The sequence below is a fragment of the Mesonia oceanica genome, from assembly GCF_902499555.1.
GTDB classification, from domain to species: domain Bacteria; phylum Bacteroidota; class Bacteroidia; order Flavobacteriales; family Flavobacteriaceae; genus Mesonia; species Mesonia oceanica.
Genome location: NZ_CABVMM010000004.1, coordinates 77421 through 89906, shown reverse-complemented (window position 1 = coordinate 89906; position 12486 = coordinate 77421). Strand labels below are relative to the sequence as shown.

The following is a 12486-nucleotide window of genomic DNA, read 5'->3' as shown; positions in this document are numbered from 1 at the left end:
AAACTGAATGAAAAAGAATTGCTTATTTTTTTTACTGATAGGCCTGTTTACACTTCAATCTTTTGCACAAAAGTTTGAAACGCACAAAGTAAAACGAGGTGAGGATATAGCCTCAATTGCAAAAAAATATAAGGTTTCAGAAAGTAGTATTTTTAAATACAATCCAGATGCCCGTCGAGGAAATTTAACGGGAACGGTATTAGTGATTCCAGTTGGAAAGTCTGAAGATGGAAGAAACTTAGAAAAACCTTCAGTTTTAAATTTTAAAGAATACAGAGTAAAAAAGCGGGAAACGCTTTATAGCATTGCTAGAGAATACCATATTACGGTAGACGATTTAAAGCAATACAACCAGTATCTTTATCAAGAAGAATTAGGAAAAGGAGACTTAATTAGAATTCCTATTTTTACTAAAAAAGACACCATCAACATCAATAGTTCCGTTCAAAATTCAACGTTTGAGAATTTAAAACACATTGTGATGCCAAAAGAAGGAAAGTTTGGGATTGCAAAAAAATACGGAATGACCATTGAACAGTTGAATGCGTTGAACCCAGGTGTAGAAACTTTACAGCCTGGACAAGTTTTAAACGTAATTAATCCGCAAAATAGAGATACAAAAGCCAATCAAGAAAACGCTGATGATTTTATTTCTTATGAAGTAAAACCAAAGGAAAATTACTACCGGTTAACCAAGCGGTTTAATATTTCTAAAGATTCTTTAATCAAGTATAATCCAATGTTAGCAGGAGAAGGTTTGAAAGCAGGAATGACTTTGAAGATTCCAAAACCTTCAAGTATGGTGAATGATACCTTGGTAATGGGTTCTTCTAAAAGAATACAACTGGAAGAAATGATTACCAATCGCAGACAAAAGAAAATTGGTATTATGCTCCCATTTTCACTTCGGCAGTTTGAAAATGACAGTGTAGATAAAGAAGCTTTGTTAAAAGATGATCGTGTACTAAGAATTTCCTTAGACTTTTATAGCGGAGTAATCGCAGCTATAGATTCTGTAGAAAGATTAGGCATTCCTGTAAAAGCAAAGGTTTTTGATACCCAAAAAAGTGCTTCTGTCTTAGATGATATTTTAAGAAGTAATGATTTTGAAAACTACGATGCTATTATAGGTCCATTATTGACTAAGAATGTTGAAAGTGCCTCCAGATTTTTCAATAGAAATCAAATTCCGGTGCTTTCCCCATTAATTGATGCCGACCTAAAAGGTGACGATAATTTATTACAGACAAGACCATCTAATTTAATGATGGAAAAAACCCTGATCACTTATATTGATAGTTTAAAGCAAGGAAAAAACCTGTTGATTTTAGCTGATAAGAAACATAACTATCTAAAAAATAAGTTGTCTTATACCTTCCCTAATGCTCGTGTGGTAACGCAAGCTAAAGAAGAATATTTACAACCTTCAGATTTGATTTCCGTTTTATCCAAAGAACAGGAAAACTGGATTATTTTAGAATCTGATGATATGGAATTGATCAGTAATGCTATTTCTTATCTAAATGCTAAAGTTCCTGAATACAAAATAAGAATATTTACTTCTGATAAAAGTGAACCTTATGAAGATGAAATTCCTAATGAATATTTAAGTAATTTAAACTTTACGTACGCTTCGATTGCTAAAGAATGTGAAAACATCAAGGAAAATACATTCGTGAAAAATTACGAAGAAGATTACGGAATTATTCCTAATAAATATGCGGTTAGAGGATTTGATGTTACTTACGATTTGCTGTTAAGATTGGCGATGGCTGAAGATTTATACGAAGCCTTAGAGCTAAAAGGAAGTACTGAGTATGTGGAAAATAAGTTTGATTACCATAAAAAAATGATTGGCGGGTATTATAATGATGCCGTTTACATCATTCAATATGAAGAAGGGCTAAAACTTAAAGTAGTAAATTAATATGACTTCTAAAGTAACTTATAAGGGGAGTTTAAGAACAGAATGTGAACATCTTAAAAGTGGAAATACTTTTATTACCGATGCGCCAACCGATAATAATGGAAAAGGAGAAGCATTCTCCCCAACAGATACAGTTGCCACCGCTTTAGCTAGTTGTATGCTTACCGTAATAGGAATAAAAGCCAATCAATCTGGGTTTATGATTGATGGTGCTTATGCAGAAGTCATTAAGACGATGGCTTCCAATCCGCGTAGGATTTCTAAGCTAGAAGTCAATCTTACTTTTCCAAAATCATACGATGATAAGACGAAGAAAATCATCGAACATACCGCAGAAACCTGTCCGGTACATTATAGTTTACATCCTGATATAGAAAAAATAGTTAAGTTTTTTTATTTAGATGAATAAAATCCTACTACTTTCTTTTTTGTTTTTCAGTATGGTTTTCATCGGAAAAGCTCAGGAGAGGGTTGCATGGTCGTCAAACAAACTTACTTGGGAAGATTTTAAAGGAAAACCTTTAAGGTCTAGTCCGTTTAAAGCCAATGCAAATTCAGGCTTTTCTTACAAATGGTCGGTTAAAACGGTAAATGATCAACCTGAATTTGTTTATGAAGTGAAAAGTTACTTTTACCCTGAAGAATCTTGGGTGAAAGATAAAAAAGCTTCCCAGCAACTATTAGCACACGAGCAATTACATTTTGATATATCAGAACTATATGCTCGGAAAATGAGAAAAGCTTTAGCGGGTTTTCAAGTTTCAACTTCAATTACTCAAATCAAATCATCTTTAAATAAACTTCATCGTAGCATTGAACGGGAAAGGGTAAAAACTCAAGAACTTTACGATAAAGAAACCAACCACGGAATGATTCCTACAGCCCAAGAAAAATGGCAAAAATTTGTTGATACCGCATTAGAGAAACTCTCTGATTATAGATTTTAATTTAGTTAGATATAAGTTTTGTTAATTTTTTAACTAAAAATTCATTATATTTAAAATTAATTTCAACTAACTAATTAATTATGGAAAATCAAACAAGTTCAATTACGCCGGGAAAATGGGCTTTATACATTTTTGTATCAAGTTTGCCACTTATTGGCTTAATCATGCTTTTAGTATGGGGTTTTGGAAACGATGGAAATATCATTCGTAGAAACTGGGCAAAAGGAATGTTATTATTATACGTAATAGGAATAATCTTAAGTATCCTATTCTTCTCCTTATTTGGCCTAGCTGCATTCGGATTAGGATCGATGGAGTCTGGAGGTTATTAATACAGCAAAGCTTTTTTCTGAAAATTAACTTACTAAGTCAAGTCGAGCGGGATCGAAAACTATTCAATAGATTTTGATCCCGCTTAACCTGACAATTTGAGTTAGGTTATTAATCTTCATGAAATTACAATAGTAAAATCAGAGGTTTCAAAATTTCTAAAAAATAGGAAGCGCTTGTTGTGCTTCTTTAAACTCATCAATAATTTCTTCTACAATTTCTGCAGCGGGCTTTATTTCATTGATCAAGCCACTAATCTGACCTATTTCTAATTCACCTTCTTCTAAATCTCCTTCGAACATTCCTTTTTTAGCGCGAGCTCTTCCTAACAATTCTATCAGTTGTTCTTTACTTGGGTTTTTGGTGTAAAGTTCTGTAACATCATTAAAGAATTTATTTTTCAATAAACGAACAGGAGCTAGTTCTTTTAAAGTAAGTTGGGTGTTGCCTTCTTCAGCATCCACTATCATTTGCTTAAAGTTTTGATGTGAAGAAGCTTCATTACTAGCTACAAATCTACTTCCTATTTGCACTCCATCAGCACCTAAAATCATAGCAGCAAGCATTCCTCTTCCGGTAGCGATCCCACCGGCAGCAATTAACGGAATTTGCAGTTTTTGCTTCACCATAGGGATTAAAGTAAACGTAGTTGTTTCCTCTCGACCATTATGTCCGCCGGCTTCAAAACCTTCGGCAACAACGGCATCAACTCCAGCAGCTTCCGACTTTAAGGCAAATTTTACGCTGCTCACCACGTGAACTACTTTTATTCCTTTTTCTTTTAAAATAGGCGTCCATGTTTTTGGATTTCCTGCGGAGGTAAACACAATTTCAACTTCTTCCTCCATGATAATATCCATAATTTCTTCTATATTAGGATAAAGCATCGGCACGTTTACCGCAAAAGGTTTATCAGTCGCTTGTTTGCATTTTTTGATGTGTTCTTTTAATACCTCAGGATACATAGATCCTGCGCCAATAATTCCAAGTCCACCGGCATTGCTTACCGAACTGGCAAGTTTCCAACCGCTGGCCCAAATCATACCGGCTTGTATAAGTGGATATTCAATATTGAAAAGTGAAGTGATTCTATTTTTTGTCATTACTGTTTAATGATTTTTATCGTTTTTTCTTGTTGATTAGATTGAAGTTTCGTTATATAAATTCCGCTGGATAAATGGGATATATCAACTTCAGAAGAAATATTTTCTCGTTTAAAAATTAATTGTCCCAATAAATTATAAAGTTCTAGTTGAATTTTTTCAGTTCCCCGATTGGCAAAAAAGAATTTATTTTGAACAGGATTAGGGTAAATTTTTAGTTGCAGAAAATTATTCTCAGTTGAATCAAGACTATTAAAAGCTAACTGGAAATTAGGAATACCATAGCCCATTTCATTCGTGGGATTGTTATAAAGTGAAGCCGATTCCCTTACCAATTGCATAATTTCAAGATTGGTTTTGGAAGGATCAATTTGCCAAAAACTGGTTACTGCTCCAGCCATAATAGGAGAGGAGAAAGAAGTGCCGTTAGCAAAACTTACTTCATTTTCGGTATTGATTACTGTAGAGAAATAACCCATCGCCATTACGTCGGGTTTAATAGTTCCGTTGGCATTGGGGCCAATAGAACTAAAAGAAACATACTCTTCTTCTCCATTTACCGCTCCAACTGTAAAAGCGTCACCATCGGCAGGAGCTCCAATAATTGGAAAATTTTCATTATTACCTGAATTTCCCGCAGAAACAACTACTAAAATCCCTTTTTCTACCGCAATATTGGCTCCTCTAGTAATAAATGCAGTATTGCCATCCATATCAGCAGGAGTGTAACTGTAATTGGGATTATCGTAATCCTGATAACCTAATGAAGTATTAATAACATCAACGCCTAAACTGTCTGCTCTTTCAGCAGCTTCGACCCAGTAACTTTCTTCAACTGGCGTTTCGGAAGCAACATCTTCTGTTCTGAATAGATAATAATTAGCGTCAGGAGCAGTGCCTACTAATTCATTATCTACAAAACCGGCCATGGTAGAAAGTACTTTGGTGCCGTGATCGTTCCCTGTAAAAGCATCGTAATCTTCCGTTCTGTTTACAAAATCATAGCCTCCCAATAATCCATTGTTAGTTACCAATCGGTTAAATGCCCCTAAAGAGTTAACTTCTGGAAAACCAGAATCCATCACTGCGACGACCATTCCGTCACCGGTAAAATCATTTTCGTGTAGGTAGTCTACACGAATCATTTCTACTTGAATTCCACTAATTCCGTAGTTGAAATCTTCTAACATTTCAAGGCTTTCTTTTTCTTCGGAAATTTGATCAGCAGTTGCCGGTCTGGAATTTAAACTCTTGTCGGCAAAATCTATATGATCTACAAAATTTAGATTTTCCAAAGCGTTGATCGCTGAAATACTTCCTATGACGTGTACACAATTGAACCATTTCGATTTGGCCATCACGCTAATGCCTTGCTGATTTTTAATCGTCGCAATATAATTTTCATTTACCGGAACATCGCGGGCATCAATTGGTGTGTTGTGCAGATTTTTTCTATCGATGGCTTCTTGTGAAAGAATAGTGATAGGATTGGCAATAGCTGCCGCTACATTTTCTTTATCGGTAAAGTAAACCCAAGCTTGTTCTTGCGCTTGAATAACTTTACTGAAAACTAAAAGTAAGATAAATAAGTATAACTTTTTCATAGCTGAATTTTCAGCTACAAGTTACGAAATTACTCCCGATCCTAATAATTCTTCTTTGTGGTACCAAGCTACAAATTGCCCTTCGGTGATGGCAGTCTGTTCATTTTCAAAAATGATATATAAACCATTCTCAGTTTGATAAAGTTTGGCTTTCTCTAGAGGTTGTCTATACCTGATTCGGGCCATTACCTCCATTTCTTCGTCTTGTTGTAAGCTTAGATCTTCTCGAACCCAATGCACTTCATCTTGATTTACAAACAAACCTTTACGTAATAAACCAGGGTGGTTTTTTCCTTGTCCGGTATAAATGATGTTATCTTTTACATCGGTTTCAATGACAAAAAGAGGTTCTGGAGTTCCGCCAACAGCTAAACCTTTACGTTGCCCTTTGGTAAAATAATGAGCTCCATTATGTTTTCCTACTTCTTTGCCCAACTCTTTTTGGTAGGTATATTTTTTACTAAAGAAACTTAATTTTTCTTCTTTGTTATTGAAAGTAGGAGTTTCTGTTTGATAAATAGTTTCTCCTGCAGGAATTTCAACAATGACTCCATCTTTAGGCTGAAGTTTTTGTTGAAGAAAATCAGGCAAGCGAACTTTTCCGATAAAACAAAGTCCTTGGGAATCTTTTTTCTCGGCTGTTACTAAATTTTGTTCAGCTGCAATTTTTCTTACTTCACTTTTTTGTAGTTCCCCAATGGGGAAAAGGGTTTTAGAGAGTTGCTCCTGTGAAAGTTGGCATAAAAAATAGGACTGGTCTTTATTTTTGTCTTTTCCTGCTAGTAATTGGTAAACGGTTTTTCCGTTGATTTCGATTTCCCCTTTTCGGCAATAATGTCCTGTAGCTACGTAGTCTGCTCCCAATGAAAGAGCAATTTTCATAAACACATCAAATTTTATTTCACGGTTGCAAAGCACGTCAGGATTTGGGGTTCTTCCTCTTTCATATTCATTAAACATATAATCTACAATACGTTCTTTGTATTGTTCGCTTAAATCTATGGTTTGAAAAGGGATTCCAAGTTTGTCTGCCACTAGCATGGCGTCGTTGCTATCGTCCAGCCAAGGGCATTCATCACTAATAGTAACAGAATCATCGTGCCAGTTTTTCATAAAAAGACCAATTACTTCGTATCCCTGTTCTTTTAAAAGATAGGCTGTTACACTAGAATCTACACCTCCACTAAGGCCAACGACAACTTTTTTGTTTTTCACGACTACAGAAATTTTTTACAAAATTAGTGATTTTGTCGTTTTATTTTCCCTTGCTTACAGAAGGTTTTTCTTTAGGGAATTTTTCGGTTTCGGTTAGTTTTCCATTTTCATAGGTTTTCCAAATGCCATCCCGAAGTCCATTTTTGTAGTTTCCTTCTTTAATTAATTGACCTTCTGTGTTGTATATTTTAGAGAGTCCTTGAAGTTGTCCGTCTTTATAGGTATAATATTGAAGTAATTTCCCATTAGCGCCGTACACTAAATGTTCGCCTTGTTGAACTCCGTTGAGGTAATGTTGCTTTTCAGAAATTTTACCATTTTCGTAGAAGATAGATTTTTCGCCGTTTAGTTGTCCGTTTTGGTAATTTTCAATCATCATTACTACCTCTTTTTTTTTGTGATAGTAAGTCCATTTTCCCGTTCTTTTTCTATCTTTAAAATGCCCTTCCGTTAGTAGTTTTCCTTTTTTAGTGTAAAATTTTGCATCAACGATGTCACTATTGGAAGAATAGGTTTTGGTGGCATGGGGATGATCTTCATTTCCTTTTTCATAAAATTTAAACGTTCCTACTTCTTTTCCGTGATTAAATTCACCTTCGTAACGGATTTGATCGGTTCCTTCAAATTTTTTCATCCATTTTCCGTGTCGCTTGCCCTCTGCATCAAGTTGATTAAGGTTTTCCTGAGAAAAAAGCAATAAAGGATTTAAAATAAAAAGCACAAAAAAACCGTTGAAGATCTTAGCAGACATAAGCTGTTGTTTTTTGTATATTGGCACTTTGTTTAGAAATTTTAAAACGTAATGATGAATAAAATTATTTTAAAAGTAACAAAAATAGTTCCTTTATTTTTATTTCTCCTATTGATGGTAAGTTGTGTTGATGATGACGATAATGGGAATGTAATTGAGGGAAATAATTCTATCATTGAATATATAGCTAAGAACCCGGAGTATAGTTTGTTTCAACAATTAATTGAAAAAGCGAATTACGATGCTGCTTTAGATGGGAATTCAGGGAGTTTAACTATTCTTGCTCCTAATAATGAAGCCATGGAAACCTATTTTCAAGCGAATAATATTTCAGGAATCGAAGAAATTACAGAAGCCGAAGCTTTTAGTTTGGTAAGGTATCATTTATTGGAAACCATTACTTACGAAGAGAATTTTGTAACTGGATATCTAAAAACACTTTCTGCAGTTCCGCTTACTGATAGTACTGAAACTAATTTGAATTTATTGATAAACGCTCAAGAAGATAATGTTAGGTTTAATGGAAATGTAGAATTTACACAAACTGATATTGAAGTTGATAACGGATTATTCCACGAAATTAATGGTGTTTTAGGTTTGCCTACCTTGGAAACTTTTTTGGAAGCCGATATTAACTTAAGCCCATTTTATGAAGCTGCACTTCAAAATAATGCTGAAATTATAAACGAATTTACTTCCGAAGAAAATAAGACGCTTTTCATTCCTTCAGCTGATTTGTTCACGACTTATTGGGAGAATGCTAATTTGAGTTCTGATGAAATCAATCAGTTTTTTAGTTATCATGCGCTGGATGGTTTAATGATTACTTCCCGATTAAAAACAGGATATACCAATACGTTAGCCACACTAAACATTAATAACGAAGAGAAAGCTCTTAGTTTATATGTGAATAAAGAAGTAGGTTTATTGCTCAATGGAACTGCATCGATTACCGTGCAAGATATTGTGACTACTAATGGGGTGATTCATGCGTTGAGCGATGTATTGACACTACCAACATTAACCGATTTTATTAATGCCGATAATGATTTAAACACTTTAGTAGAAGCATTTAATAGGGAAGATATAGTGAGTGAAGATTATTTGGGAAGATTGGCAACTATGAATGATTCCCAAACGCCTTATACAGTTTTTGCTCCCATTAATGAAGCTTTTGAAGATGTATTAATAGAACTCTATCCTGAACAAAATGCGTCTTTAGAAGAACTTTCTGAAGCGAATTTAATTTCTATATTAAACTTACATATCGCTCCCAATCTGGATTTAGAATTGAACAATTATAATTCTTCTACTATAACTACATTAGGAGGAGATATTTCTATCGATACTGAATCACCAAGTTTAATGGATAGCAATCAACGTACTTCTAATATTTTAGATAAACGTGCACAAGCCATGAATGGTAGTTTGTTTAAAATAGATACCGTATTGTTGCCCTAATAAACTATTTAAATTCTTTAATTACAGGAAGCGCTTGGTTTTCAAAATCGAATAAAGCTTGGTTTTCCCAAGAAGATGCATCTTCTGCTTCTTCCCCTTTCCAAGCAATTAACTCTGCACCCCAATAACAGAACCCAATTCCGTTTGGAGTTTTAGCAACGATGTTTTTAAGGGTATTAATGAATTGTGCTTGTCCCTGTGGAGTTGCAGGATATTCCGGTAAAATAAGTTGGTCTTCTTGTCCTAGAATATTGTTGGTCCAATCGTTCCAATCTAAAGTAAAAGGATAAGCAGTTTCAGCAATGATTATTTTTTTGTTGTTGAAATTGTTACTTAAACTCTTCAAGGTTTCATCTAATTGAAGGAGTTCTTTTCCATGCCAAATAGGATAATACGATAAACCAATGATGTCGTAATCCAAGTTATTTAATTCACTGTAAAATTCATTTACTTGGTTTAATCCGGCGTAATGAATAATGATTTTAGAATTGGGTGAATTATCTCTTACTTCTGCAATTGCCAAGGTCATTAATTCTTTAAATTGAGTAGGATAATCGGTTAGATTTCCCTTGGGATGTAAAAAACCGGAGTTGATTTCATTTCCTATTTGAATGAAGTCAGGCTGTATTTCTTCAGCAATAGTTTTAGTATAAGTTGAAACTTTATTTTTCAATTGCTTATAGCTCAACTCTTGCCAGGCTAAAGGTGTTTCTTGTTGAGCAGGATCTGCCCAAGTGTCTGAATAGTGAAGCGTTAGCCATATTTTGAAACCTAAATGACGAAGCCTTTCTGTAAATGTTTTTACTTCTTGGTAGGTGGAATGTTGATGGACAGGATTTACCCATAATCTTAACCTGATGGTATTAACTCCATTTTTCTTAAGAATGCTTAAAAAATCTGTTTCTTCACCATTCCTATCATAAAATAGGGGGTGGGTGCTTTCTATTTCTGGAAAGCTGGAAATATCTACTGCCGAAATAAAATTATCTTCCTGTTGATCTATTTCTGTTGAAATGTCCTCTTCACTTTCGCAGGAGGTAAGTAGGCTTAATAAAATTAAAAAGCAAGTTGAAAATTTCATTTGAATTATTGTTTTTGCGGTGTTTCAAGTAACAAAAAAATCCCTGAAATATTTCTTTTCAGGGATTCTAAAATTAAAAATATAGGTTGAATTATTTTTTGTTCTTTTGTTGTTCGGCTTGTTCCATCATTTCTTGGAATTTACGTGCGAACTTCCCTTTTTTCTTAGGTTTTTTCTTATTCTCTTGAATCTTCGCGTGAATTTTATCTTCATCAATAATAAAATTCTTGATCACTAACATAATCCCAATAGTAATTAAGTTAGAAGTGAAGTAATACAGCGAAAGTCCACTAGCGTAGTTATTAAAGAATACCAACATAAATAATGGCGATAGGTACATAATAAATTTCATGTTCGGCATTCCCGGTTGTTGAGCTTGTTGCATGCTTTGCCCGGTAGTCATCGTCATATAAATAAAGATAGCTACTGAGGCCAAAATTGGGAATAAACTAATGTGGTCGCCGTAAAAAGGAATTTTAAAAGGTAATTCAGCAATTACATCGTAGCTCGATAAATCGTCTGCCCATAAAAATCCTTTTTGTCGAAGTTCAAAAACACTTGGGAAAAAGTTAAATAAAGCATAGAACACAGGAATCTGCATTAAGGCAGGTAAACAACCACTCATAGGACTGGCTCCAGCTTTGCTATACAGCTTCATCGTTTCTTGCTGCTTCTTCATCGCATTATCTTTGTACTTCTCGTTGATCTCGTTAATCTCAGGTCGTAATACTTTCATTTTAGCCTGAGAAACGTATTGCTTGTACTGTACGGGAGATAATAATAGTTTTACGGAAATCGTTAAAAAGATAATCGCAATTCCGGCAGGTAAAAAGCTGATTAGGAAATTAAAGAATGGGATAATCAATCCTTTATTGATCCATCCAAAGATTCCCCAACCTAAGGGAACAATTTCATCAAGATCACGATCGTAATCGTTTAATATTTTATAGTCGGTAGGACCGTAATACCAGTTTAAGTTTTCATTTAATTCGCCTCCTTTTAATTTTAAGGGAATATTGGCAGCAAAACTCTTTAGGTAAGTGGTGTCTACATCTTCATCTTTTACTAAGTTTTCAGAAGTGAATTTTGCTTTTTCAAAAGGAGCATCGGTTAATAAAATAGAGGTGAAGAAGTGTTGTCTAAAAGCTATCCAGTCAATATCTACATCTTCATCTTCTTCTAAGCTACCTTGTCCTGAAGAATCATCGTTGTCACCTTCGTACATCCATTGTAATTCAGTATATCTATTTTCGTAAGAAATACTTTTTGAATGACGGTAAGCTTTCAGTTGCCAATCTAAAAGTACATCTTGGCCACTATTAATTACATTGTTTAAACCTTGCGAACGGATCGCAAAATCCATCATATAATTGCCCGGTTTTAAGGTGTAAATGTATTCTAAATATTTATTGTCTGCAGCTTTTAACTTCATCGAAAGAACGGTATTCTCTCCACTTTCAGTTAATTTAGGCTCAAAAAATAAATTTTTGGTTTCTAAGACCCGGTTGTCTGAAGTGTTCAGTTGAAGGTTGAAAGAAGCATTTCCGTCTCTCACCAAATAAACATTTTCTCCAGTATAAGTAGTTTCGTTTTTTAGTTTTGCTTCAACAATCTGCCCACCTTTATTACTTACTTTTAATTCAAGAACATCGTTTTCTAGGGTAGTTGTGTTATTGGTTGCTGAAGGTAATCCCGCAGAATAAGCAAATGCTCCTAATTCACTTTTTGCTTGCGCTTGTGTTAGCGAATCGGTGGCGGGTTTGTTATTTTCAGTTGTAGTAATCGCAGCATTATCTTCGCTGTTGATGATCACTTCTTCTTGATTTTCCGGGGTTCCGGCTTCAGTTGTTTTTGTTTCTTGGTCTTGGTTAGTGTATAGCATCCAAATAAGGATGGCACCAATCAATAAAAATCCAATTATTGAATTTAGATCAAATTTTTTATTTTCCATAAATAGGGAACAAGGTAATTTTTATAATTTAAGGTTTGCAAAAGTCTTGATTTCAACTTAAAAAACCATATAAGATTTCAACTTTTTGTTAGTCAAAAAAGTAGCCATTATAGCAT

The 12486-nt window shown here is 34.4% G+C and carries 11 protein-coding genes; 5 read left to right on the top strand and 6 right to left on the bottom strand.

Going from position 1 to position 12486, the window contains the following annotated elements:
• Positions 1-7 precede the first annotated feature (7 nt).
• The 4 genes from FVB9532_RS05860 to FVB9532_RS05845 all read left to right on the top strand — a co-directional run bounded on the left by FVB9532_RS05860 (position 8) and on the right by FVB9532_RS05845 (position 3206).
• Positions 8-1927, top strand: coding sequence for a LysM peptidoglycan-binding domain-containing protein (locus FVB9532_RS05860; RefSeq protein WP_150544276.1), 1920 nt, complete (start codon positions 8-10; stop codon positions 1925-1927).
• A 1-nt stretch (position 1928) separates the two neighbouring features.
• Positions 1929-2336: an OsmC family protein gene (locus tag FVB9532_RS05855; RefSeq protein ID WP_150544275.1), complete on the top strand. Its 408-nt coding sequence runs from the start codon at positions 1929-1931 to the stop codon at positions 2334-2336.
• The gene (locus tag FVB9532_RS05850; RefSeq protein ID WP_150544274.1) at positions 2329-2874 is read left to right on the top strand and encodes a DUF922 domain-containing protein; all 546 of its coding nucleotides are present in this window, start codon (positions 2329-2331) and stop codon (positions 2872-2874) included. The genes FVB9532_RS05855 and FVB9532_RS05850 overlap by 8 nt, the downstream gene beginning before the upstream one ends.
• A gap of 80 nt (positions 2875-2954) precedes the next feature.
• Entirely contained in the window at positions 2955-3206 is a 252-nt protein-coding gene (locus tag FVB9532_RS05845) for a hypothetical protein (RefSeq protein ID WP_150544273.1), read from the top strand.
• A 156-nt stretch (positions 3207-3362) separates the two neighbouring features.
• On the opposite strand, the gene FVB9532_RS05840 is transcribed toward FVB9532_RS05845, so the two are convergent.
• The 4 genes from FVB9532_RS05840 to FVB9532_RS05825 are packed head-to-tail and all read right to left on the bottom strand — an operon-like array spanning position 3363 to position 7877.
• Positions 3363-4307 carry an NAD(P)H-dependent flavin oxidoreductase gene (locus FVB9532_RS05840; RefSeq protein WP_150544272.1) on the bottom strand — a complete coding sequence of 315 codons (945 nt, stop codon included), beginning with the start codon at positions 4305-4307 and terminating at the stop codon, positions 3363-3365.
• The gene (locus FVB9532_RS05835; RefSeq protein ID WP_150544271.1) at positions 4307-5911 is read right to left on the bottom strand and encodes a S8 family serine peptidase; all 1605 of its coding nucleotides are present in this window, start codon (positions 5909-5911) and stop codon (positions 4307-4309) included. The genes FVB9532_RS05840 and FVB9532_RS05835 overlap by 1 nt, the downstream gene beginning before the upstream one ends.
• A 21-nt stretch (positions 5912-5932) precedes the next feature.
• Complete coding sequence (gene mnmA / locus FVB9532_RS05830) at positions 5933-7126, bottom strand: tRNA 2-thiouridine(34) synthase MnmA (protein ID WP_150544270.1); 1194 nt, start codon at positions 7124-7126, stop codon at positions 5933-5935.
• Between the two features lie 40 nt (positions 7127-7166).
• Complete coding sequence (locus FVB9532_RS05825; protein ID WP_150544269.1) at positions 7167-7877, bottom strand: toxin-antitoxin system YwqK family antitoxin; 711 nt, start codon at positions 7875-7877, stop codon at positions 7167-7169.
• Positions 7878-7931: 54 nt separating this feature from the next.
• Here FVB9532_RS05825 and FVB9532_RS05820 point away from each other — a divergent pair, with 54 nt between their 5' ends.
• Entirely contained in the window at positions 7932-9338 is a 1407-nt protein-coding gene (locus tag FVB9532_RS05820; protein ID WP_194716493.1) for a fasciclin domain-containing protein, read from the top strand.
• Between the two features lie 4 nt (positions 9339-9342).
• On the opposite strand, the gene FVB9532_RS05815 is transcribed toward FVB9532_RS05820, so the two are convergent.
• Together FVB9532_RS05815 and yidC are read right to left on the bottom strand one after the other, a co-directional pair.
• Entirely contained in the window at positions 9343-10419 is a 1077-nt protein-coding gene (locus FVB9532_RS05815) for a glycoside hydrolase family 53 protein (RefSeq protein WP_150544267.1), read from the bottom strand.
• A 91-nt stretch (positions 10420-10510) separates the two neighbouring features.
• On the bottom strand, positions 10511-12370 hold the full coding sequence (gene yidC / locus FVB9532_RS05810; protein WP_150544266.1) for a membrane protein insertase YidC: 1860 nt from the start codon (positions 12368-12370) through the stop codon (positions 10511-10513).
• Between the last annotated feature and the right edge of the window lie 116 nt (positions 12371-12486).